At 49.1% G+C, this 24,981-nt stretch carries 21 protein-coding genes; 14 read left to right on the forward strand and 7 right to left on the reverse strand.

Annotated features, from left to right (window positions below):
- The first annotated feature begins 56 nt into the window (after window positions 1-56).
- The 3 genes from trpCF to trpA all read left to right on the forward strand — a co-directional run bounded on the left by trpCF (window position 57) and on the right by trpA (window position 3,607).
- Window positions 57-1,466, forward strand: coding sequence for a bifunctional indole-3-glycerol-phosphate synthase TrpC/phosphoribosylanthranilate isomerase TrpF (gene trpCF, locus M0415_RS16555; protein WP_425383220.1), 1,410 nt, complete (start codon window positions 57-59; stop codon window positions 1,464-1,466).
- A gap of 108 nt (window positions 1,467-1,574) precedes the next feature.
- Entirely contained in the window at window positions 1,575-2,765 is a 1,191-nt protein-coding gene (gene trpB / locus M0415_RS16560) for a tryptophan synthase subunit beta (protein WP_011622240.1), read from the forward strand.
- A gap of 5 nt (window positions 2,766-2,770) precedes the next feature.
- A complete protein-coding gene (trpA, locus tag M0415_RS16565) occupies window positions 2,771-3,607 on the forward strand; it encodes a tryptophan synthase subunit alpha (protein ID WP_088212148.1) in 837 nt (278 codons plus the stop codon).
- A 100-nt stretch (window positions 3,608-3,707) separates the two neighbouring features.
- On the opposite strand, the gene M0415_RS16570 is transcribed toward trpA, so the two are convergent.
- Window positions 3,708-4,763, reverse strand: coding sequence for an alpha/beta hydrolase (locus tag M0415_RS16570; RefSeq protein WP_088212149.1), 1,056 nt, complete (start codon window positions 4,761-4,763; stop codon window positions 3,708-3,710).
- Between the two features lie 289 nt (window positions 4,764-5,052).
- Here M0415_RS16570 and M0415_RS16575 point away from each other — a divergent pair, with 289 nt between their 5' ends.
- The 11 genes from M0415_RS16575 to xthA all read left to right on the forward strand — a co-directional run bounded on the left by M0415_RS16575 (window position 5,053) and on the right by xthA (window position 17,944).
- Window positions 5,053-6,981 carry a TonB-dependent receptor domain-containing protein gene (locus M0415_RS16575; protein ID WP_176399962.1) on the forward strand — a complete coding sequence of 643 codons (1,929 nt, stop codon included), beginning with the start codon at window positions 5,053-5,055 and terminating at the stop codon, window positions 6,979-6,981.
- 230 nt (window positions 6,982-7,211) lie between these two features.
- Window positions 7,212-7,637, forward strand: coding sequence for a glycerate kinase (locus tag M0415_RS16580; RefSeq protein ID WP_088212151.1), 426 nt, complete (start codon window positions 7,212-7,214; stop codon window positions 7,635-7,637).
- Between the two features lie 181 nt (window positions 7,638-7,818).
- Window positions 7,819-8,100, forward strand: coding sequence for a DUF2798 domain-containing protein (locus M0415_RS16585; protein WP_088212152.1), 282 nt, complete (start codon window positions 7,819-7,821; stop codon window positions 8,098-8,100).
- A gap of 579 nt (window positions 8,101-8,679) precedes the next feature.
- Window positions 8,680-10,170 (forward strand): lysine N(6)-hydroxylase/L-ornithine N(5)-oxygenase family protein, encoded by a 1,491-nt coding sequence (locus M0415_RS16590; protein ID WP_249554669.1) that lies wholly within the window; start codon window positions 8,680-8,682, stop codon window positions 10,168-10,170.
- A complete protein-coding gene (locus M0415_RS16595) occupies window positions 10,170-10,826 on the forward strand; it encodes a GNAT family N-acetyltransferase (protein ID WP_088212154.1) in 657 nt (218 codons plus the stop codon). Before M0415_RS16590 ends, M0415_RS16595 begins: the two co-directional genes overlap by 1 nt.
- Window positions 10,823-12,718, forward strand: a complete 1,896-nt coding sequence (gene pubC, locus M0415_RS16600; protein WP_088212155.1) for a putrebactin synthase — start codon at window positions 10,823-10,825, stop codon at window positions 12,716-12,718. Before M0415_RS16595 ends, pubC begins: the two co-directional genes overlap by 4 nt.
- Window positions 12,719-12,802: 84 nt before the next feature.
- Window positions 12,803-15,016, forward strand: coding sequence for a TonB-dependent siderophore receptor (locus M0415_RS16605; RefSeq protein ID WP_176399963.1), 2,214 nt, complete (start codon window positions 12,803-12,805; stop codon window positions 15,014-15,016).
- A gap of 88 nt (window positions 15,017-15,104) precedes the next feature.
- Complete coding sequence (gene fhuF, locus M0415_RS16610) at window positions 15,105-16,124, forward strand: siderophore-iron reductase FhuF (RefSeq protein ID WP_088212156.1); 1,020 nt, start codon at window positions 15,105-15,107, stop codon at window positions 16,122-16,124.
- 163 nt (window positions 16,125-16,287) lie between these two features.
- Complete coding sequence (locus M0415_RS16615) at window positions 16,288-16,833, forward strand: septation protein A (protein ID WP_011716559.1); 546 nt, start codon at window positions 16,288-16,290, stop codon at window positions 16,831-16,833.
- A complete protein-coding gene (locus M0415_RS16620) occupies window positions 16,833-17,132 on the forward strand; it encodes a YciI family protein (RefSeq protein ID WP_011072939.1) in 300 nt (99 codons plus the stop codon). The genes M0415_RS16615 and M0415_RS16620 overlap by 1 nt, the downstream gene beginning before the upstream one ends.
- Window positions 17,132-17,944, forward strand: coding sequence for an exodeoxyribonuclease III (xthA, locus tag M0415_RS16625; RefSeq protein WP_088212157.1), 813 nt, complete (start codon window positions 17,132-17,134; stop codon window positions 17,942-17,944). Before M0415_RS16620 ends, xthA begins: the two co-directional genes overlap by 1 nt.
- A 237-nt stretch (window positions 17,945-18,181) precedes the next feature.
- On the opposite strand, the gene M0415_RS16630 is transcribed toward xthA, so the two are convergent.
- The 6 genes from M0415_RS16630 to M0415_RS16655 form a co-directional block, all read right to left on the reverse strand.
- Complete coding sequence (locus M0415_RS16630) at window positions 18,182-18,613, reverse strand: nuclear transport factor 2 family protein (RefSeq protein ID WP_088212158.1); 432 nt, start codon at window positions 18,611-18,613, stop codon at window positions 18,182-18,184.
- 128 nt (window positions 18,614-18,741) lie between these two features.
- Complete coding sequence (locus M0415_RS16635; RefSeq protein ID WP_088212159.1) at window positions 18,742-19,284, reverse strand: GNAT family N-acetyltransferase; 543 nt, start codon at window positions 19,282-19,284, stop codon at window positions 18,742-18,744.
- A 213-nt stretch (window positions 19,285-19,497) separates the two neighbouring features.
- Window positions 19,498-19,905, reverse strand: a complete 408-nt coding sequence (locus tag M0415_RS16640) for a hypothetical protein (RefSeq protein ID WP_088212160.1) — start codon at window positions 19,903-19,905, stop codon at window positions 19,498-19,500.
- Window positions 19,906-20,302: 397 nt separating this feature from the next.
- Window positions 20,303-21,757, reverse strand: a complete 1,455-nt coding sequence (locus tag M0415_RS16645; protein ID WP_088212161.1) for a methyl-accepting chemotaxis protein — start codon at window positions 21,755-21,757, stop codon at window positions 20,303-20,305.
- A gap of 114 nt (window positions 21,758-21,871) precedes the next feature.
- Complete coding sequence (locus M0415_RS16650) at window positions 21,872-22,363, reverse strand: DUF1097 domain-containing protein (RefSeq protein ID WP_011622224.1); 492 nt, start codon at window positions 22,361-22,363, stop codon at window positions 21,872-21,874.
- 370 nt (window positions 22,364-22,733) lie between these two features.
- Window positions 22,734-24,980 (reverse strand): xanthine dehydrogenase family protein molybdopterin-binding subunit, encoded by a 2,247-nt coding sequence (locus M0415_RS16655; RefSeq protein WP_088212162.1) that lies wholly within the window; start codon window positions 24,978-24,980, stop codon window positions 22,734-22,736.
- Window position 24,981: the final 1 nt, after the last annotated feature.

The following is a 24,981-nucleotide window of genomic DNA, read 5'->3' on the forward strand; positions in this document are numbered from 1 at the left end:
AACCCGAGGCGCATCGCTCGGAAGATAATCAAGCATCGCAGGATGTAAGGGGTAGCATGCAAACCAGCACCGCAAAAGCCAACGTTTTAACCCGTATCGTCGATACTAAGGTCGCCCATATCGCCGCCCTTAAGTTGCGTTTTCCTGAAGACAGCTTAACCCCCAAGATTTCGGACCGTAGTTTATTTGCCGCCTTAAAAGCCCCGAAGGCGGGTTATATTTTAGAGTGTAAAAAAGCCAGTCCATCCAAAGGCTTAATCCGTAAAGACTTTGATGTCGAAGCCATCGCATCAATTTATACCCAATATGCCGCTGGGATTTCGGTATTAACCGATGAGCAATTTTTCCAAGGAGACATGGACTATATCCCGAAAGTACGGGCAAAAGTGAGCCAACCGATTCTGTGTAAAGACTTTTTTGTTGACGAATATCAAATCAAGTTGGCGGCACATCAGGGCGCCGATGCGATTCTGCTGATGCTTTCAGTGCTCGATGATGAGCGATATCAGCAACTTGCCAGCGAGGCGGCCAAGTATCAACTCGATGTGCTGACGGAAGTCAGCAATGAGGAAGAACTGAAACGCGCCATCGCCTTAAACGCACCTATTATTGGCATTAATAACCGCAACTTACGGGATTTAAGTACCGATTTGGCCACCACAGAAGCCCTTGCGCCGCATATCGGCAGCGAACGAGTAGTGATCAGCGAATCGGGCATTTACACTAACGAACAAGTGCGCCGCTTAAGTCCGTTAGTCGATGGCTTCTTAGTCGGTAGCTCGATTATGGCCGAAGAAGACATTGATTTAGCCTGCCGGAAATTGATCTTCGGTCACAATAAAGTCTGCGGCCTCACCCGCCTTGAAGATATTCAAGCGGCGGCCACTGCCGGCGCCGTGTATGCAGGACTTATTTTTGCTGAAAAATCACCGCGCGCGCTCACCCAAGATGCCGCCAAACAGTTAGTACAGCAATACCGCGCCGCTAACTTGCCCGCCATTGAGTTTGTCGGCGTATTTGTAAACAGCACGCCTGAATTCATGGCGAATATCGCCCAAGAATGTGGCTTAGCCGCGCTGCAACTGCATGGCAGTGAGACTGAGTTGGAAATTGCCGAGTTAAGCCAATTGCTGCAACAGGCCGGACTGAACACTCAAATTTGGAAGGCGGTCAGTGTCGATGCTCAAAGTGGTGAGCTTGCTGCGATGCCAAGAGGGGTGCAGCGTTATCTTTTTGATAGCAAGAATGACGCAGGTTTTGGTGGCACGGGGCAAGCCTTTGATTGGCAACTCCCCATTGCCCATAAAGCCGAGGCCATGCTCGCGGGCGGCCTCAATGCTGACAATGCCGCCCGAGCCAACGCCCAAGGATTTTACGGCTTAGATTTTAACTCTGGCCTCGAAACGGCTCCCGGCGTTAAGTCGGCAGAGAAAATTCAAGCGGCATTTAGTCAATTACGACTCTAGACCAGCTTTTATAAAAACCAGTGCAAAGCACAGGCTAGCAAGAATTGAAACTCGATGGCGTTAACCTAAAACGCCATCGAAACAAATGAATAGGATAAGGAACAAGGTATGTCACAGTTAAAGCTTAACCCTTATTTCGGCGAATACGGCGGTATGTATGTGCCGCAGATTTTAGTCCCCGCCCTCAAGCAACTCGAAAACGCCTTTGTCGAAGCGCAGGCCGATGAATCCTTTCAAGCCGAGTTTACCGACCTACTGAAAAACTACGCTGGTCGCCCAACGGCACTGACCTTAACCCGCAATTTAAGCCCTAACCCTATGGTGAAAATCTACCTCAAGCGGGAAGATTTACTCCACGGCGGCGCCCATAAAACCAACCAGGTATTGGGCCAAGCATTATTGGCTAAACGCATGGGTAAAAAGGAGATTATTGCCGAAACCGGCGCAGGCCAACACGGTGTTGCCACCGCCCTTGCCTGTGCACTGCTGGGATTAAAGTGCAAAGTGTATATGGGCGCGAAAGACGTTGCCCGCCAATCACCTAACGTATTTAGAATGCGTTTGATGGGCGCAGAAGTCATTCCTGTCACCTCAGGTTCTGCCACCTTAAAAGATGCCTGTAACGAGGCCATGCGCGACTGGTCCGGCAGCTACGAAAAAGCCCACTATCTATTAGGCACAGCCGCAGGGCCGCACCCTTTCCCGACCATAGTGCGTGAGTTCCAACGTATGATCGGCGAAGAAACCAAGAAGCAAATGCTGGAGCGCGAAGGTCGTCTACCCGATGCGGTGATCGCCTGTGTCGGCGGTGGCTCTAATGCCATCGGTATGTTTGCCGACTTTATTGATGAAACCAGTGTCGAGCTAATTGGGGTAGAACCCGCAGGTAAAGGCATCGATACCCATATGCACGGTGCGCCGCTCAAACATGGCAAAACTGGGATTTTCTTTGGTATGAAGGCGCCCCTGATGCAGGACAGCGAAGGTCAAATCGAAGAGTCTTATTCGATTTCAGCAGGCCTCGACTTCCCCTCCGTTGGCCCACAACACGCCCATTTGAACGCGATTGGCCGTGCTCGCTACGAATCGGCCACCGATGATGAAGCCCTAGAAGCCTTCCAATTATTGGCTCGTAGCGAAGGGATTATCCCCGCGCTCGAATCGGCCCACGCCCTCGCCTATGCCCTGCGCCTAGCGAAAGAGTGCACCAAAGAAACCATTTTGGTCGTTAACCTCTCGGGTCGAGGTGATAAGGATATTTTCACTGTGTCAGACATTTTAAACGGTAAAGAGGAATAACTAAGATGAGCAACACTGCAACCCAAACTATCCCTCAGCAAAGCGGCCGTTATCACGCAGCGTTTAGCCGTTTAAAAGCCGAAGGCCGCGGCGCCTTTGTGCCCTTTGTCACCTTAGGCGATCCAAGCCCTAAGTTGTCGCTGAAAATTATCGATACCTTAGTGCAAAATGGTGCCGATGCTCTGGAATTAGGTTTTCCCTTCTCCGATCCGCTGGCCGATGGCCCGGTGATCCAAGGCGCGAACCTCAGAGCCCTCGCCGCGAGTACAACGCCCACGCAGTGCTTCAACCTATTAGCGCAAATTCGCGCTAAATACCCTGAACTGCCAATTGGATTATTGCTATACGCGAACCTCGTATTCGCTAATGGCATCGATGCTTTTTACGCTAAAGCGCAGCAAGCGGGCGTGGACTCAGTGCTTATCGCCGATGTGCCAGTTGAAGAAGCCGCGCCTTTTATTCAAGCCGCTAAGGCCCATGGTATCGCGCCAATTTTTATCGCGCCGCCCAATGCCGATAGCGAAACCCTTGAAAAAGTGAGCCAAAGTGGCGAAGGCTATACCTATCTATTGTCCCGCGCCGGTGTGACAGGCACAGACACTAAGGCGGGTACGCCCGTTGAAGATATTTTAGCTAAGCTGCAAGCATTTAATGCGCCGCCACCGCTATTAGGCTTTGGGATCGCCGAGCCTGCTCAAGTGAGCGCCGCCATCAAAGCGGGCGCAGCGGGTGCGATTTCTGGCTCGGCCGTGGTTAAAATTATCGAAGCCCATCAACAGGATGAAGCTAAGTTACTGTCCACTTTAGGCGAATTTACCCGCGCCATGAAAGCGGCCACCTAATTAATTAAACCACTGACCATCTGAGCACAGACGTGTTTGCACCTGTGCTCAGTTGTTTCTAAGCGCTAAAAATGCCTCCAGCTCAGTTCGACAATCAGGTTTACCTCAGTGCCTCATTTGACTTAACACCTGCAAAATACGCTTTCAATGACTCAAGGCTTTGTTTGCGATCGCTAAGCTGTTGTCTCTCGCTATATTGGATCAACTGCTCGAGGTATTGCTGAGGTGGAGTCACCCTCAAGCCAAAGCGCTCCGATAATAATCGATATTGGTCAATCACTTGCTGCTTGCTAAATGTCTCGGCATAGATATCGATGGCAAAGTCTTTAAACAGATGGCGAATACCATCGTATAAACCTATGTGACTCACACTCTGATGTGTCTCGTCGGGATAGTATTTGGCCGCAAAACTCAGTCCTTGAGGGGGACTTTTAGTCAGCTTGTCCGCAAAGGCCAAATTTAAATCTCTATGATAGGAAGACACGCCAAATCCCGGTGACAAGGGATTATTTGCAATCGCCATAAAGAGTTGTTTCTGCTTGAAATCGCCCTTTTCAACTCGGTTTTCGAGCTGAGTGAGGTAATGTGGGCTGTCAAACCACAGACTAGTATCAATGGCGATATAGGCCGAAAAAAGTTGCCTGTCGGTACGTAGCGCTTCCATCGCCACTAAGCCCCCAAAGGAGTGGCCCACCAACACATTAATGCCATTGGTTCGCAGCTGACTATGTATGCTCGGCGCTAATTCCTGCTCGATAAAATCTAAAAATCGCCCCGCACCACCCGTTTGCTGGTATTTGGGATTGCCTTTTTTCCCACTAGGCAACACCAGCGTATGGGTCGGAGTGTAATCCCGCATCCTTTCGGTGTTATTAATGCCAACAATAATCATCTTGGGGATTTGCGGCATAGCGCCTTGACTTAAAAATTGCAGCAAGCTTGCCATATGATCAAATTGTTCATCTGCATCAAGTAGATAAACAACGGGATACGCCTCAGTCGATTGTGCATATCCCTCAGGAAGTGCAATCAGATACTGCCGTGTTTCCTTAAGCAGCTTGGACTGCAATTGCTGGCTTTGATATTCCACCGCCGCGGTGGGCGGTGATATCACGCTCCCCATCAATAAACCGACTACAACTAAAAAGTATCGCATTGGGTACTGTTTCCTATTAGGAAGATATTGAATATTCGATGAAAATGCATTTAAGACGCTAATAATGCGCAGTCTGCATTGAGGGACAAGGCGACAATATTTCCCCTCCTCCATCCTGCTAAGTGACGTGAATCACATCATCTTCGATTACATTGTAAATGACAATTATTATCATTCAAAGAAATGAGTGATTGTGCTATTTTGGCGACCAGTTGAAATAGTCGATTTACAAAGATTTACCATTTTTGCTTTGTTAATTAATTAGATAATGGATATCGGGGGATTGAAATTGAGTAACCATAAAACGCTAAATCGTTTTCCTTTCGCACTGTTAGCACTCGCCTGTTCACTGCAACCACTCCTGTCGGCACAGGCCGATGACACAGAACTCGAACACATAGTGGTCACCGCCAGCGCTAAGGACCAACAGTTAAGTTCAGCGCCCGCCTCTATCTCTGTCATCGATGCCGAAGAGATTAAGTTGCTGCCCGTAAAAGATCTCGGCGACGTGCTGCGTGGCAGTGTCGGTGTCAACGTGGTCAGTGGTAACGCAGGACGTAACAGCCTCTATGTCCGTGGTATGGATGAAACCTATGTACTAATGCTCGTTAACGGCAAACGCGTGTCCTCCTCAAACGGCCTTTGGCGCGGAGGTAACTTCGACATTACCGCAATTCCGATTGATGCAATCTCGCGGGTCGAAATTGTCCGTGGTCCAATGTCGGCACTCTACGGCTCAGACGCCGTTGGCGGGGTGATTAACGTGATCACTAAGGCGCCGACCGAGGATTGGCAGCTCACCCTCGATGCCGAATACAGTCAAATGCAAGAAGGGGATGGCGGCGATAGACAACGCTACAACGTGTTTACCTCGGGGAAATTGACCGATAGCTTAGGGCTGATGCTCACCGCCGAATCCGCAGAGCAGGATCTTTGGCAATTACCCGAAATCACACCGACCTTCGATACCATAGAAGAGCGTAAAACCAAGAAACTCTACAGCGCACTCACTTGGCAGTTGACTGACAATCAAACATTAGACTTTGATTATCAATATGATAAAGACAAAGTCCCTCTCACGACCTATGCTGAGAAATCAAAGCGCGAACAGCAAATCGAGCGCAATACCTTTGGCCTTACCCACAAGGCAGACTGGCAATGGGGCCAAACCCAGTTAGAGGCCAATCTCGAAGATTCTAAGCTCTACGACTACAACAGCCGTTACAGCCTGCAGCCGCCTTTAGGACGCCATATTGATGAAAAGAATACTAGCTTCAAAGCCACCAGCTTTTTCAGCCTATGGCAGCAGGACTTTACCTTAGGCGGCGAGTACCATAAGACCGAGGTTGAAGATCCAGTTCAGTACCCCACAACCAAAGGTGATAGCGTCGACCAATACTCACTCTTCGCTCAAGATGAAATCGACTTCTTAGATGACTGGACGCTGACCTTAGGTGCCCGCTACGAAGATAATGAAAAGTATGGCAATAACCTCAGCCCGCGCGCCTATATTGTCTATCGTGCCACCGATAAACTGACCTTTAAAGGCGGTGTAGGCACGGCCTTTAGGGCTCCGGCGTTATTTGAGTCATCGCCCACTTTTGCATCAGTCAGTTGCGGTGGTGCCTGCTCCGTGGTTGGTAATCCCGATCTCGACCCAGAAACCAGCGTAAACTATGAGTTCTCAGTACTCATGAGCGATAACACTTGGGATATTTCGGCAACGGCCTACCACAATAAAGTCAAAGACTTAATCACAGTATCGACCTGGGATAGAGTGAGCCCGAGCCGGACTTATTACAATGAGTCCGAAGTGACCTTACAGGGGATAGAACTGACGGGCCGAATCGATTTGACCGAAGATCTCAGTCTTAAAGGCAACTACAGCTATCTAGATACAGAAAAAAGCGATGGCTCAGAGTTAAATGGACGTCCCGATCAAACCGCCAATCTTCAGCTCGATTGGCATATGACTGATGACTGGCAACTCTATGTCAGCGGTAACTATTTTGGTGACTACTTAGATAGCAGCGCGATAAAACGCAGTGGCTATAGCCGCTTCGATTTTGGCACCAGCTATCGGTTAACGGAAAACATCAAGCTACGCGCGGGTATGACCAACTTTACCAACGAGCAACCCGCTGAAGACTCCGACGGCACCACAGAAACCATTCTGCCGGGACGCGCCGTGTTCGCTGGGGTGACGTTAACGCTGTAATCGCCTTCAATGAGTGTTTCGCCACTGAAGGGCCAAATCATCGGATTTGGCCCTTTTCTTTCTCGCCTCCCACACTGCGACAACCAATGATGCCAAAGTAAGAACTCTCAGCTTCTTAAAACTGTCAAACCCAAGGCTTATATTGAGCGCTGAGTCGCATGTCTTAGCGAAAGAGATGTTAATATAGCGCCGGTAACATCGGCAGTTTTGTTATGGTAAATGGACTTTTTATGCAGTATCAAATCTATATTCTCGACGTCACCCCTTGGGGTTGTGGTTTTCAAGGTGAAGTGGCCGCCCAATGGGATAATGGCGCCCCGGTGTGGTTTTATTATCAGGGGAGCGATCAACAGGCTAAACAACGTTTTCCCGTTAATCAGTGGGTTAAGGTTGAACTCTTCGGCCGCTTAGCCAAGGCAAACCTGCAGACCGACATCATTGAACACCGCCAGAGTCTGCACTTCCCTAAACATAATTGTCACTTTGAGGCATCCGGACAAATCGTTGAGATCACCCAAACGCCCGATGATACTGTGTATCTATTGCAATCTAGCCTTCCCCTGCCCTTCGATAACGAACTGGGCACCTCTCCGATCTCCCGCGGTCATTGGGTCAATGTCACTGGGGAATTATGGGTGACTAACTGGCAAGATTAAGGCTAAGCTAGACTCCCTCCCTAAACCATGACTTTGCCTAACGAGACGGTGAATCATGGCTAAGCGTCAATGGCTTTTAGGCCACTTTGTCTCTAGAATGGCGAACAGGTTGTGCTTAAGGTATTAATGATTAAGCCTAATCTATACATTCTTTCGCCAGAGCAAATCCGATTGAGGCCACATGTCCAGCTTAGATTCTGTACCCAATAAAAACCGTACGATTTTTGGTACTCCAAAATTACCCGCTAAATACGTTACGATTGTGATGCCGTTTTTTCTATCAATTTTAATGAGTTGCATCGTTTCAGGGATCAGTACCTTAAACGGTGTCGGTGCATCGGAGCAATTTGTTGAGCTCTGGTTTAGCGCATGGTTTATCTCTTGGATTGTCGCCTTCCCGACTCTATTGATGGTGCTCCCCTTAGTGCGAAAGTTAACCGCCGCCTTTGTGCAATTACCTTAAACTCACCTCCGTGTTTAATGCTGCTAAAGCCATTTTCTAAAATGGCTTTTATGTTTTTCCTCGCTTTACCCCTAAATCATCTAATAACCTAGTCAAGCTCTCGGATTTACAGTCGATTTACACTCAAGATTGGCTCACACTTTCGTTGCTTAAGCCTGCGTCCTCCAATCCCATCAGTCCGAAATAAATCCCTATTCAACTCAAATATAATTAACTGTTTTATTTTAAATAATTTTTAAAACATCACCTTAAGCATAAGTTTTACACCATTTTTGCTACGGCAATTCCCTCGCTAACAAACCGTATTTCAGCCCTTTATTTCCCAGTCAAAAGTACGACTCCTTCGACAACCTGCAAATGATAATGATTTGCATTTGTAATTTTTAGAATGCTAATTTATTCGCCGTTGCGCTGAGGCAGTAATCCTCAGCTTATGCGCAACACATGGAACCGATCCTGATCCGCAAGATAAGGGAATGACTCACTCGGCTGAGATAGAGAGAACCACTCCTGGCTTGCCCATCAGCCGATGATGACAACCACAGTTTCGGTTGGCAGCTGGAACTTAAGGAGGCGTAAGTGACTACCCCAAAAAAGGAAAACGATCGCAGGATTTTCGATCTACTCGGTATCGGCATAGGTCCGTTCAATCTCGGATTGGCCGCCCTGAGTGAACCCATCGATGGCTTTAGCTGTTTGTTTTTAGATGCCAAAACCGAGTTTGACTGGCACCCCGGCATGCTGCTCAGCGCCTCTCGGCTGCAAACGCCGTTTATGTCCGACTTAGTGACCATGGCCGATCCCACAAGTCGCTATAGTTACCTGAATTTTGCCAAGCAAACTGGCAGGCTGTATCCCTTTTATATCCGTGAAAACTTTTTCCTGCCACGGAATGAGTATAACCAGTATTGTCAATGGGTTAGCAAGCAACTCTCCAATCTGAGATTCGGTTTTAAGGTCACCCAATTAGATTACAACGCCGGTGAAGGTATCTACCATGTTACGGGGGTTGATAGACGCAGCGGCCAGCCCCAAACCTATTTGTGCCGTAAACTGGTGCTCGGCACGGGCACCACGCCCTACGTGCCAGACAATTGCCCGATGCACGATCCCCGCGTGATGCACAGCGCCAGCTATATGCAGCAGAAAACTTACCTGCAGAGCCAAAGCGCCATTACCGTGATCGGCAGTGGTCAAAGCGCGGCGGAAATCTTTTACGATCTGCTGCAAGATATTGATACCTATGGTTATCAATTAAATTGGATGACCCGCTCGCCACGCTTCTATCCGCTGGAATACACCAAACTCACCCTAGAAATGACTTCGCCAGATTATGTGGATTACTTCCACGAACTGACGCCAGAGAAACGCAGCCGCTTGATTGCAAATCAAAAATCTCTCTACAAGGGGATCAATGCCGAGTTAATCAACGATATTTATGACCTGCTTTACCAAAAACGCTTAGTCAGCGATATCCAATGCCAACTGCTGACCAATGTGGCACTCGATAAGATAGAGACCTCGGGCGACAAGCTAACCCTCAAATTCAACCATCTCGAACAGGAATATGCCCTCGAGCAACAGACGGGCGCCGTAGTGTTAGGCACTGGCTATCAATATCGTTTACCCGAATTTATTCAAGGAATTAAATCACAAATTGAATTTGATGATCGCGGCCAACTCGCCATTCAGCGGGATTATGGCATCGATATCAGAGGCGATATTTTTATCCAAAATGCGGGCCTGCATACCCATGGCATCAGCTCACCGGATCTGGGCATGGGCTGCTACCGCAATGCGACGATTCTGCAAGCGGTTTTAGGTTACGCACCCTATCCGATTGAAGACAGTATCGCCTTCCAAACCTTCGATCCCAGCAAAATCCGCGCGCAGCAAAACCAACCCACAAGCAGCACCCATTCAGCCATAACAGCCACACCAAGCAAGACTATATCTTCGGCGGTGCAACCTGCGCAGCATCGCGGCCTTGAACCACAAACTGCGCTGCGGATAAGTCCTTCGGGCGGCAGTGTGTCGGTGTTGATGGCACCCCACAAGGAGGCGCAGTAATGGCCAGACATTGGAGTCGCCACTGTGCGGCCTCACTCTCAACACCCATTGTGATTGATGAGTTTGTGTTTAAACCGCTCAATCTCCCGCAACACCTCGCTATGTTGCAGAGCTGGTTTAACCAAGACTATGCCCGCTTTTGGGGTATGCAGGGCATGAGTCTCGATGCACTTGCTGAGGCGTTGGCGCCAAGCGAGCACAAGGTTGCGCTAATAGGTGAATGGCAAGCCAAACCGCTGTTTATGGTGGAGTTGTACGATCCCGCCCAGGATGAAGTGGGTGAGCACTATGCCGTGGAGCGACTCGATTGCGGTATGCACCTCATCCTCGCGCCGCTTGAGGGTAAGCCTGTTCATGGCTTGTCCGGTCAAGTGATGCAGGCTATTGCTGAGCTCATTCTCGAAAAGCTTGCCTTTAAACGAATGGTTGTCGAGCCGGATCAGCAAAATCACAAAATCCACCGCTTAAACAGCCAAGTTGGGATCCGCTACCAAAAAGCCATTCAACTGCGCAGCAAAGCCGCATTCCTCGGTTTTTGTAGCGCCCAGAGTCGCCAATTAGCGCAAAAAACCAGCGCCCCTTTTATGCAACGCACTGCAACTCAAGTAACCCATGCAACCGCAGTTAACCCTATCACTTTGCAGGTAACCCGATGAACTTAGCCACTAACCGCACATTACTTAAGCCATTCACTCAAGCCGAATTCCCCGCTCTGGAGGCCGCTGCCCACACGCATGTTCCCGCCCACTTAATACCGGAATATTGGCTGGCGGCCAATCGCCATTTGGTGAAAAAAATTCTCTGCGAATTTACCCATGAGAAGATCATCACCCCACAAATTTACCGCCAAGCGGCAGGTATCAATCACTATGAACTGAGGCTCAAGGACTGCACCTATTACTTCAGTGCGCGCCATTATCAGCTCGACCACCTTGAGATAGAAACCGGGTCGATTCGGGTCAGCAGCGCGGGCCAAGACAAGCCACTCGATGCCATGAGTTTGATTATCAAACTGAAAGATGCCTTAGGCATGAGTGAAACTCTGCTGCCCACTTACCTTGAAGAAATCACCAGTACCCTCTACAGCAAGGCTTACAAGTTGGCCCATCAAGCCATCCCCGTCGCAACACTCGCTAAAGCCGACTATCAAACGATTGAGGCGGGCATGACCGAGGGGCACCCAGTGTTTATCGCCAATAATGGCCGCATTGGTTTTGATATGCAGGACTATGACCAATTTGCTCCCGAGAGTGCCAGCGCGCTTAAGCTAGTGTGGATTGCGGTGCGTAAGGACAAAACCACCTTCTCCGCCCTCGAAGGATTGGACCATGATAGCTTGTTAAAACAGGAGCTTGGCGAACAGTTCACCGAGTTTCAACAACACTTAAGCGCAAAGGGACAAGCGGCCGATAGCTTTTATTTTATGCCCGTTCATCCTTGGCAGTGGCGCGAAAAAATTGCCCGCACTTTTGCTGGCGAAATCGCCCGTGGCGACATTATTTACCTCGGCGAAAGCCAAGATTGCTACCAAGTTCAACAATCTATCCGCACCTTCTTTAACTTAACTGCGCCGCAAAAATGCTACGTCAAAACCGCGCTTTCTATCCTAAACATGGGCTTTATGCGCGGGCTTTCGCCGCTGTATATGAGCTGCACCCCGCAGATCAACGCTTGGGTGGCCAAGCTTATCGAAAGCGACAGCTATTTTGCCGAGCAAGGTTTTGTGATCCTAAAAGAAATCGCCGCAATCGGTTATCACCACAGGTATTACGAAGAAGCACTCACCCAAGATAGCGCCTATAAGAAAATGCTGTCGGCGCTGTGGCGCGAGAGTCCGTTGCCGCATATTGAGCCGCAGCAAACCCTGATGACCATGGCGACGCTATTACACGTCGATCATCAGGAGCAAGCCCTGCTTGCCGCCTTAATCGCGCACTCGGGCTTAAGCGCCAAGGAGTGGGTCAAGCGCTATCTCAACCTCTACTTATCACCGCTATTGCACGCCTTCTTTGCCTACAATCTGGTGTTTATGCCTCATGGCGAGAACCTGATTTTAGTGCTCGATGCTGGCATCCCTGTCAAAATTTTGATGAAGGATATCGGCGAAGAAGTCGCAGTACTCAACGGTAGCGAGCCACTGCCGCAAGAGGTGCAGCGCCTTGCGGTCGAGCTTGAGGAAGAGATGAAGCTCAACTATATATTGCTCGATATTTTCGACTGTATTTTCCGTTATTTAGCGCCCATTCTGGATAAGCAAACCGAGGTCAGCGAAACGCAATTTTGGGAGTTGGTGGCAGACAATGTGCGCGACTATCAAGCGCAGCATCCGCAGTTGGCGGACAAATTTGCACAATACGATCTCTTTAAAGACAGCTTCGTTCGCACTTGCCTGAATCGCATTCAGCTTAATAACAACCAGCAGATGATTGACCTTGCCGACAGGGAAAAAAATCTGCGCTTTGCGGGCGAAATTGTTAATCCGCTGGCCGCCTTTAGGCAAAGCCATGCCTTTGGCTCAGCAAATCAGAAGCTAAAACCCAACCCCTAAATCACTTTTAACCTTGAGTGGGCCCGCGCCCACTCTGGGCACGCGTCTGTGCCCAAAAACAACCTAGTCAATCAAACAGCCTAAATGGAATTTAAGATCATTATTATGAAAACCTTCCCCCTCAACCGCCTCGCGGCGCACTGCCAACTCGCCATCACCCGCCCTGAGCTTATCCTCTGCTCTGCCATACTCAGCATGCCCTATGCTTATGCCGATGCCAGCGGCACCCAGAAAAAATCCACCAAAGACATTGAAATCATTAATGTCGTTGGCGCTAAGGATCTCCACGATAAGCGCTACAAAACCCAGGCGATGAATACGGCAACGGGCTTAGATTTGTCCTATTTAGAGACGCCGCAATCCGTCACCTCAGTGACTAGCCAAATGATGCACGATCAACAACTAAACAGCGTGATCGACGCCATGACCAGCGTGGCCGGCATCAATGCTCGGCCGATGGACAACGACAGATACAGCATCAGCTCGCGGGGGATTGCGGTCACTAGCATTCTTTATGATGGCGTTCCCACCACCTATGACACCCGTTTTAACTACGGCGATAACCTTATCGATACCGCCATCTACGAGCGGGTGGAAATTGTCCGTGGCGCCACAGGGTTAATGACGGGTGCGGGTAATCCCTCGGCCGCGATTAACCTTATTCGTAAACGCCCGACACAAGAATTTATGGGCAGCACCTCAGTGAGTATCGGCTCATGGAACAATCTGCGCGGTATGGTGGATTTATCCAGCGGCTTAAATGACAGTGGTAGCATTCGTGGCCGTGTTGTCGCCGCCTATCAGGATAAAGAATCCTTCCAAGACAGATACGAGCAGCAACGCACCACCCTCTATGGCATTGTTGAAGCCGATATTACCGCCAGCACACTGCTGACTTTAGGAGTGGATTATCAAGACACCACCCCCGAAGGCACAATGTCCGGCGGTCTGCCGCTGTTCCACAGTGATGGCAGCCGTACAAATTACGATCGCGCTACCTCCACCGCCCCCGATTGGGCCTCGGCGCATACCCAAGGGCTCAATATCTTCGCCAGCCTTGAACATCGTTTTGATAACGGTTGGGAGCTAAAAGGCACCTACAGTTACGGCGATAACGCACTGAAATACGATGTACTCTGGGCTACAGGCTATCCCGATCCGGTAACAAACATAGGCGCAACCGCAGGCTCAATCGCCTATGTCGACGGTAGCCGTACCCAACATAACCTCGACTTACGGGCACAGGGAATGTTTGCCCTGTTTGGCCAAGAGCACCAACTCACCTTTGGTTGGACGGGTCAGCGCCAAGAGTTTGCCAACCCTTACTATTATCCTACGGCCGCCGTACCGCCCTTAGGGGATTTTCGCGATCCTAACTTCCAGTATCCAAAACCTCAGTGGAAGGAGACTCACACCACGGGATCCTTCGGCGAAACCGAACAAAGCGCCGCCTATGTGGCCACGCAGCTTAATCTGACCGATGCCTTGGCATTGCTTGCGGGGCTGCGCCTGAACCAGTGGCAAACCGACCAAGATAACTTTGGCAGCAAGTATGATTTTAAGGTCGACAATGAGCTCACCACTTATTTTGGCCTGACCTACGCACTCGGAGAGCAATACTCCCTTTACGCCAGTTATACGGATATTTTTGCGCCGCAAACCTTGCAGCGCATCGATGCCAGTTACATCGACCCCGTCAAAGGCAAAAACTACGAGGCGGGCATTAAGGCCAGCTTGATGGATGAAAGCTTAGATATGTCGTTGTCGGTATTTGAAATTCGCCAAGATAATGTTGGCGAACGCACTGGTGATGTGTTGCCGGGCACCACTATTCCTGTGTATCGAGAGGTTAACGGTACGAAGACCCAAGGTTTTGAGTTTGAATCCACAGGCAAAATCACCGATGACTGGAATATCTACTTCGGCTACACCCAATTCAGCACCGACGATCCTAAGGGCAATCGCCTCAACACCACCACCCCTCGCCAGCAGCTAAAACTCTTTACCACTTATACCTTTAGCGGCGATTGGAACAAGTTGCAGCTTGGCGCTGGGGTCAATTGGCAAAGCCGAGTCTATCAAACCGTGAACTCGCCCTTAGGCAGAGTCGAGGTTGAGCAAGACTCCTACGCGTTAGCCAGCTTAATGGCAAGTTATGCCTTTACCGAGCAGCTAAAGCTAAGCGCCAATTTGCACAACGCCTTAGATAAAACCTATTACAGCCAAGTGGGTCAATATAGCCAGTTCCAATACGGCGCCCCACGCAGCATGAGCGTGAATTTGGATTATCGCTTCTAACAGGCTGTCGTTAACCAGTTGTTCATCAATGAAAACTGCGGTGAGTAGACTCACCGCAGTTTAATCAATTCAAGCCTAAGGAGTGATTATGGCGCGCCAAGGAGAATCAGTCCCTGCCTTAGTCAAGCTTTCCAGTAAGACTAAACCGAGTGCTACCAAGCACTGCCATAGCAAATGCTCGCAAAGTTTAAACACTGCGAGTGCCAAGCAAACAGCACTCGGTTTAACAAAGAGCCAAATAGATTTAACGCAAGTAGCCCAGGAGTTTAATCAACAACTGGCGCTGCGCGCCCCTTTTTATGCACAGCACTTTGTGGCTACCACTAAGCCCCAAGGACTCAGTTTTGATGCTTGGAGTCAGTCAGCCGTGTATCAGCAGCTATTACTGGATTTTGCCAAGACCTACCCTCCTTTGGGAAAAACCACATCTTCCAGCCCATTAGAAAATAATCCCGAGCAGATATTGCTCAGCCATAGCCATAATTCCAAAGCCCTGCACTCGCTCTGGGGGCAGTGGTATTTCGGTCTGTTAGTGCCGCCTATGCTGGAATGGATTATTAACGCGCCGCACTCGCTCGCAAGCACCCTTGAGCAGATTGAGCAAATTGAGATAGCGCCTGAGCATTTTTACCTTAGGCCCCACGATTCGGGCAGAGTCGCAGGTTTTGAGTTTCAATTAACTCCCACTCCTCGGGATAAAGCCGCCAGAGTTAAAACCACGGTCTTAACGCCCCACCGCGAACGACTTATAAAGTGGATTCAAAGCCATCTAGTCCCTAGTGTTGAGCGATTAACCGGTTTAAGCCCAACACCCACCAAGCTGTATTGGAGCCATTTAGGCTACCTTATTCACTGGTATTTAGGCGAAATGGCATTGCCAGAAATTGAATTTGAGCGCCTTAAGGCGCTGCTATTTAACACAAAATCCTTTGAAGATGGCGAGGCTAATCCACTCTATAACAGCATTAATCTGCTGCCCGACTCAGCACCTCACGCTGACAATATTCGCCGCGTATGCTGCTTAAGGTATCAACTCACCAACAGTCATCGCTGCGGTGATTGCCCGTTAGCCACGCGCGCCCAAGCAAAACGTGCCGCGCAAGCTTAGCCTTATCGGTCAGGCACTCTTACTTATAAGGGCTACATGGTGGATTGCAACAGCCGTTGCCGCCGCTTTAATGCAACAGTTAGCAATCGGTCACCTTTCACGGCTTTTTCCCTCTAGCCCCCCGTGCTACACTCAAGCCCACGTCTTCTTAACACGATTATTTATGAAACAACTGCTTGATTTTCTGCCCCTCATTATCTTTTTTGCCGTCTATAAATTTTTCGATATTTATATCGCCAGTGGCGCCTTAATCGCAGCCACCGCACTGCAATTAGTCGTGACCTATGCGCTGTACAAAAAATTGGAGAAGATGCACCTAATTACCTTCGCTATGGTGACAGTGTTTGGCACACTCACCTTAGTGTTCCATGACGATGCCTTTATCAAGTGGAAAGTCACTATTATTTATGCTTTATTTGCCCTAGCTCTTGGCGTGAGCCAGCTACTCAACAAGTCGATTTTAAAGTCCATGTTGGGTAAAGAGATGAAGGTGGCCGATAAGATTTGGGCACACGTAACTTGGTACTGGGTGAGCTTTTTTGCCATCTGTGGCCTAGTCAATATCTATGTCGCCTTTAGACTGCCGTTAGAAACTTGGGTGAACTTTAAAGTGTTTGGCCTCACCGCCTTAACCCTGATAAATACCGTTATCACCGTCTTTTACCTTTATAAACATCTTCCCGAAGATCAACGCAAGGAACTCAAATAATGTGGTATATGATTTCAGCTCAGGATGTTGAGAACAGCTTAGAAAAACGTTTAGCGGCGCGCCCTGCGCATTTAGCTCGCTTACAGGAACTGGCCGATGAAGGTCGTTTGCTGGTTGCGGGTCCACACCCCGCTATCGATAGCGAAAACCCAGGCGATGCGGGTTTTAGCGGCTCATTAGTGGTTGCGGATTTCGATTCGTTAGCCACGGCTCAAGCCTGGGCTGATGCCGATCCTTACTTCGCGGCGGGCGTATATCAAAGCGTTGTGGTTAAACCCTTTAAACGAGTTCTCCCTTAATGAAAATCGTTTCTTTCAATATCAATGGATTGCGTTCTCGCCTGCATCAATTGCAAGCGTTAATCGACAGCCATCAGCCCGACATTATCGGCCTGCAAGAAACCAAAGTGCACGATGAAGCCTTCCCGCTCGCCGAAGTCGAAGCCATGGGCTATCACGTGCATTACCACGGTGGCAAGGCACACTATGGCGTAGCCATGCTCTCCAAAGCCGCCCCAATTAAGGTGCAAAAGGGGTTTGCAACCGATGAAGAAGATGCCCAGCGCCGCATGATTATCGGCACCTTTGCTCAGGCCAATGGCCGACCGCTAACTGTACTGAATGGTTATTTCCCTCAGGGCGAAAGCATTGACCATCCGACAAAGTATCCTGCTAAGCGTAAGTTTTATCAGGACTTAATGGCGCATTTGCACGCAAATCATAGCAACGACGAAGATATCGCCATCATTGGGGATATCAATATTTCGCCCATAGATTTGGATATCGGCATCGGTGAAGTCAACCGCAAACGTTGGCTAAAAACCGGTAAATGCAGCTTCCAACCCGAAGAGCGTGAATGGCTCAAAACCCTGCAGGATTGGGGATTGGTGGATACCTTCCGTCAACTGCACCCCGACCGCAGCGAGCGTTATTCATGGTTCGATTACCGCAGCAAAGGCTTCGATGATAACCGTGGCCTACGCATCGATGTGATCTTAGCCACGCCGTCACTGGCTGCTCGTTTAGTCGAATCCGACGTCGATTACGATCTGCGCGGCATCGATAAACCCTCAGATCACGCGCCAATTTGGAGCACCTTTAAAGAAGCCTAACTCGCTCGAGTGAATTCTTTAATCGATATAAAACATCGGCCTAGGCCGATGTTTTTTTGTTATAGAGTCCAATAAAGTACCCATCTAATGTCACTGCCGGATAATGATCTGGATCAGCCGCCGATAACGCGTTTAATGTATTGAGTAATTCCGTTCTCGTTGTCACTACATACTCCATTGCGATGACTTGTTCTCGATGAGGGTTTAACGTACTGCTCACCTACACAATGCTACTCATTAGGCCTGTTGCTGACCTGACAATACAGAGATCCTCGCTACATCGAGGCTTGGGAAGTCAGGGTCGACGTACACGTACATGCGGCTAATAAGATGGTCAGTAAACTCAAAAACACTGCAAAAACGACCAGTTGAAATCTTGTTGTCTGGCCAAACGGTGCCATCACTCATGACCCCACCTTCTTGCCCTTCAACGATAACTTTATTGCCAGAAACAGTGATGTTAAAACCGTCGATATCATGCCAAATACTGCTAAGTGAACTGCCGATGCGATTGCCAAACTCAACTAAGCTGTCCTTACCCATAGCGCGTCCAAATTTGGGGAAGAAAAAGTCGACCTCTTCGCTAAATAAATCTAAGTAACTCGCATCACCCGCATCAACTTTCTTAAAGTATTCAATGGCAAGCTTAACTAATGCATCCTTTTCCATCATTTTTCCTGTATATATACTGATTTTTAAACAAAATTCCATCTAGAGGGGCACTAAAGAGTCCATGACAATATAGAGTCAAACCACGGATATTTCTGACATTAACCACTTGTTCAAATCAGTTGCCCTTAGGCTCTTAAATCTTCAGCAAGTAGCCCATAAAGAGCAGAATCCGAGATAATGCTACTCACCTCCCAGCGCTGCCTTAGATGACCTTCTTTGATAAACCCCATACGCTCCAACACCTTGGCAGAAGAAACATTCTCTGGGTCAATCTCGGCTTCAATTCGACGCAAACCTAATGTATTGAATGCAAATTTAATTAATGCTGTCCCAGCCTCGGAAACGATGCCTTTTCCCCAATATTTGGGGCTTATTCCAAATCCAATTTCAGCTCGCTTTGACTCTTTGTCATAATTAAAGAGCATCACTTTACCTAGCAGTTCGCCACTATGTTTTTTATAAACCCCTAATGTCATTCCGCGGGAATCACACATGGAGTCGGAACTATTATTTATAAATGCAGCGGCATCATCGAATGTTTTCCAAGGGGGAGTATTCCAATATTTCATCACCTCAGGATCGGAAAAAATGTCAAATAATGCTGTCGAGTCATCTTCATTAAATGCTCTAAGAACTAAACGCTCTGTTTCAATTTTTATTCCTAACATTAAAGCTATCCATTTACTGTTTAAGTTGGAAATGCACACGGAGTCACTATATGCAAAGAGATTTATTTAGTTTATCAAAAACATAGCTACCGAATAGATAGTGAAATAAGGCCATTAGACTTTTGCGACAGTAGGCAATAGTCGGCTAAAGGAGACATAACTAAATCACTTTTAAAAGGCAGATATTGAGCTTGGCAAATCAACCTCATCCCGCTAATTCAAAGCTTGATAATCAAGACTGCCATTGTGATACAGCCGGATTTCAATCATCTCTATTTGCTGTTTTAGTAATGACAAACGTTTTATTAACCAGAGATAGCCGATTTTATAGGCCGTCTGTAATAATGTGATCAATTCATCTTCTGGCGTATGCGCTTCATCAATGGCCAAGATACGGTACCAGTCGAAGGATTTAAAATTAGCAATCGTGTCGGACTCAAGCTCGGCCGTTAATAGCCATGAACCATTCATCATAGATGCTATATCAACAAAAAAATCGCAGTAAGCTTCCCCTTGGGTATAGGAGAAATTCGCATATTCTCTCACCAAGCCATCAAATTCCTCTCGGTAGCCATCAAGTGCCTCTTTAACCACGCAGGCGGCTCTCTCAACCCTTTGCATATGTTACTCTCATCCCTTCGCCCCTAATCACAGGGGCATATAGGGCTGATAACCTACCCCAGTTTCAGCTCCTCTCCAACGGTATTTTGATAATGAAACCAAAGTCACGCTTTAGACTGATGACGTTTTTACCTTTTAGTAACAATGAGTTGAATTTAAACCAAGTTGTAGTTTCAATGCTAAGCGGTTAAATGAAAGTCTGTAAGGCCTTGGTTAACTTTGGCGTGTCGCAGCAAAGGCAATAACGATATCGGATGTAAATAAGCATAAAAAATGGCGACTGCATTAGATGCAACCGCCATTTGAATTTGAATATTTGGATTTGGCGACTAAGCCTCGCCAGCGAACCACCGTTTCGCTTTTATACTAATGAGAACCAATCCATAAAAGCCGAGGCTTAGCTAGTGCGGTACTGCTTAAGGATCCCTTCAAGTTCAACCGAGGCATGTTGCAAATCATGCGCTAGGGTGACACTGCGCTGCGCCGTTTGTTTAATGGTATCGGATTGATGACGGATCTCATTAAGCTGACCGGCGATATCTCGGGCGGCGACGCTCTGCTCTTCCGCCGATGCGGCAATCTGGCTGCTCATATCGAATACGGCATTAACCGATTGCGCCATCCCCTCGACATCGTCGCCCACGGCAATAATGGCGCTACGGCCTTCATCGGCGCGATCCACAATCTCAGTGGTGATATTGGAGAGCTGACGAGTGCCCGATTGCAATCCTTCGATCATCGCTTGGATCTCAACTGTCGCTTGTTGAGTACGTCCTGCTAAGGTACGGACTTCATCGGCAACCACCGCAAAACCGCGGCCTTGCTCACCCGCACGGGCAGCTTCAATCGCCGCATTCAGCGCCAGCAAATTGGTCTGCTCAGAAATACTGTTGATGGTTGTCACCACAGCATCGATACCCGCCGCATCCTTAGATAACTGTTCTACCGATGAAAATGCCGCGCCAATCTTGGTTGAGAGCTGCCCGATACTGTCCACCGTGTGGCTAATACGTCCTTGGCTGGCACTCATTTGGCTGGCGTTATCTTTGGTCTGGAGCGAGGTGTTGCTGGCATTGACCGACACTTCTTCAATCGCCGAAGTCATCTGCGCCATGGCCACGGCAACTGAGTCTAAAAATTGATGCTGGGCACCAATTAACTGGCCACTGCTTTTGGCCTGCTGATTAAACTCATCGGCGGCGAGGGAGAGCGTCTGCGCATTGCTGCGGATAGCGCTCACCATTTCACTCATGTTATCGGCGCAGCGGTCAATTTCGCGGGCGATTAAGCTGAAGTCATCGGTGCCGAAAAAGTTTAATCTGAAACTTAAGTCGCCATCGGCTAAGCGTTTGATGGCCATGTACATATCCCACAAACCACCGCCGAGGGAAGTTGAAATCCAATAACTGAGTTGGAATAAGGGCAATAAACCGATTAACGCGAGCCAAAACATTAAGTTGGCATCGCTGCGGCCCTCGCTTTCCCATTGAGCAACATTTTGCGACAGCTCGAGTGCGCCGCCTGCTCCCACGCTGGCACTGGCGGTTACATTATCCCTTTGGCGCTGCGCCTCTGCTTGGCGAGTGACAACACTTAAACCATTATCACGGGCAAACTGTGACAGGGCATCACCCTGCAACTTTTGCGCATTCGCGACTTGGGCAAAGGCTTCGACGGTCGCCTGCACCCGAGCCAAAGAAGCGGCTTCAAGGTTGCGGTGAGCATGTTGGTAATTGACGAGTGCAACGGCAGCGGTGATCAGCGCCACCATAGAACAGACAACCCAAAACTTTCCGTTGAGACTGAATTTGATCAATATGGCATCAATGGTGCGAAACTGGATTTGTTTCATCTTGATATTTCCTAAGACCTAAAGGCTATCGGGTACTAAATCAGCATTATAGCTCATCTATTCCATCACTTTTTTACCGCATAGGCATCATCTGCAGATTAAAAAATGATGAATTTAATCGGCACTGGCGATTTCAGAACCTGTTGATGCTGACCATTTTTGGCGAAGAGTAACTAACTGCGCCGTTAACAAACTCATGCAAAAACCTAACAGCGCGCCCAACACTAAGGATGGCACAATATTGGCGACATCCCCTGCCATAGCAAAGGTAATACAACAGCCAATAAAGGCGCCGGGAATAAAGCTTAATTTTTGATAACTGGCCTGCAGGCACATTGCCGAGGTCGCGATACCCGTAAACAGATAACCTGCCACAGGCGATACGAAGAAACTGCTACCGCTGATAATGAGCCAAGCCCAAAACACACCGGAGAGATTGGTGCACCACGCCATCATCACGCCTTGAAAACCGGCCTTCGGCTGAGCAAAGAAGGTGCTACAACCTAAAAAGCCAATCCAAGTAACGAGATGAAAGGCATCTGCGATACCACACCAGACAGCGGCTAATAGCCCCGCCGAAATAGCGACTTGCCAACGATTTTCCATGATGACCCCTTTGTATTGTTTTCACGGAAGTTAATACTCAAATGCGCTTAAGGTGCGGCTGTATTATGGTGTTATAGCGCCCTTCACTTCCGTGTCGATCAATTTTTAGTAAGGATCTGCAATCGAAAACTGACTCACAGGCCGACTAGGAACCGATTCAAATGAATGTGTACGCGAGTCCGCATACCTTAGGTCACTTGAGTAAACATATTGGTTAAATTACCTCTATTCTGGTAACAAAAACCTGATCTATTGCTAATTTTCGGCATTAATGCCCGTAAATTTGCTAACAAGCAATTTATTTGTGGTAAAAAAACGAAAAAAGCGCTTATTAGGCGCTTTTTTGCTCACTTAGGTGTGGTTTACAGCATCACACCTTTAACTGTTTATTAACCGGCAGATCACGGATCCTAAGGCCTGTTGCGGCAAATATCGCGTTGGTCAGGCTTGGTGCCACCGGCGGCACGCCGGGCTCACCCACACCCGCAGGCGGTGCATCCGAGTCGATAATGATGATCTCCATCTCTGGCACTTGGGGTAAACGTAGAAGCGGATAATCATGGAAGTTAGACTGCATCACCTTACCCTGTTGGTAACTGATCTCCCCCATTAGCGCCAAGCTTAACCCAAAGACTATCGCGCCTTCGGTCTGCGCTTTCACCCTGTCGGGGTTAACCACAGTGCCGGCATCAATCGCAGCAATGGCATTAAGCACTTTAAGTTGTTTATCCTCACCGACCTCAACCCGCATCGCCACCGCCACCACACTCACAAAGCTGCGATGCACGGCAAAGCCCCAACCTTGATTCTTACCCGCTTTAGGCGCCTTGGCTTGGGCTTGTTCAACCGCCTCAATCACCTTGAGGTAACGGCCGACATCAACGGGATGACGGTTTAAGTCTTCGCCATAGTTGCCATATTTAAAGCCTTGGTTCTCAAAGGTCTCTCGCCTCGCTTGGCCCAGTAAGCTACGCCACATATCGGGACAAGATAACTTGGCTTTATGGGCCATTTCATCGACAAAACTGCCCACGCCAAACCCATGTTGAATGTTACATACCGAGCGCATCCAACCGATACGGCTGTGGGCGCTGGCCTTCACGGCCTCGTAGCGTAAATTTGCCAGGGCTAAGGGCACATCGACAAAACCTAAGTCCAACTCTCCGCCGGATGGATACTCAACGCCCTCGGCAAAGGTGGAGCTGATCGACGGGAAGCCTGTACGCGCCAGTAGCGCCGTGGGTTTGTTATTGGCATCGAACAAGGCCTGATAACACTGGGCACTGATGGCGTGATAATAACCGTTTTGGATTTCATCCTCACGGCTCCAACTCACCTTCACCGGCCGTTTAAATTGTTTGGAGAGTAGCGCCGCCTCCACACTAAAATCTGGTTTGGACTTGCGCCCAAAGCCGCCGCCCAGCAGCGTCACATTCACTTTCACCGCATCTTCGGCAATACCTAAGGCCACAGCCACATTTTGCTGGGTACTCTGCGGTGTTTGTGTCGATGCCCAAATTTCGCAGCCCTTATCGGTCACATTGGCGGTGGCTACGGGCGGTTCGATGGAGGAATGGATAAGGTAAGGCACGGTATAAATCGCCTTGAGGGTATCGTCCTTCGGCCAGGCTTTGACCTCATCCCCAACTTGACGCACCACCTTACCAGGGGCTTGTACCTTGTCCACCAGCTCTTTAAGGTAAGTTTTAGAATCGTGGCTGCTGTTGGCAGACTGAGTCCAGCTCACTTGCAAAGCTTTACGTCCCTGCAGCGCGCTCCAAGTGTTTGTCGCCACCACAGCTACGCCGCCTAAGGCTTGAAAAGCCGGAGCGCCCTTGGACGTTGGCAAACGGTATACATCGACCACCCCCGCTACTTTGCGCGCCGCACTATCGTCAAGACTTGCCACATCGCTCCCCAATACGGGTGGGCGCATAATGCAGGCATAAAGCATGTTATCCACTTGGATGTCATAGCCATAGACAGCCTTACCCGTGAGCATGGCCTGCATATCGACTATCTGACGCGAAGCCCCAATTTGCTTGAAATCCTTAACCGCCTTTAACCGCAGCGAATCGGCCGCGGGCAGTGGTAATCCCGCCGCATCGAGGGCTAATTCGCCAAAGCGCGCAGCACGGCCAGATTTGGCATGCAGCACTTGATGATCTTTGGCCTGCACCTCACTCACGGGGACTTTCCAGCGGGCGGCGGCGGCTTGCTCAAGCATGGTTCGAGCCATCGCGCCCATCTCACGCATGCGGTCATAGTTTTCGCGGATACTGCGGCTACCATCGGTATTTTGGCTGGCGTAGCGTTTATCGGCGAGCCCTTGAATAGGCACAATTTTATCCCAATCGGCCTCCAGCTCTTCGGCCAAGATTTGTAAAATCCCCGTGCGGATCCCCTGACCCATTTCGGAGCGGTGGCAGGTCAAATAGACCTTGTCATCCTCACCGATGGCGATAAATAGATTGAGCCGCGCCTGCTGATCCTGCGCCAATGCCATGGGACTCCAACTGAGGCCACTCGCCCCCAGTGCGAGGCCCCCCCCGACGGCGCCGAAGAGTTTTAACACATCGCGGCGACTGATATTTTCAACTGCGGTGAATGTACTCATC

It is taken from the genome of Shewanella sp. 10B (assembly GCF_023475885.1).
Classification (GTDB): domain Bacteria; phylum Pseudomonadota; class Gammaproteobacteria; order Enterobacterales; family Shewanellaceae; genus Shewanella; species Shewanella mangrovisoli.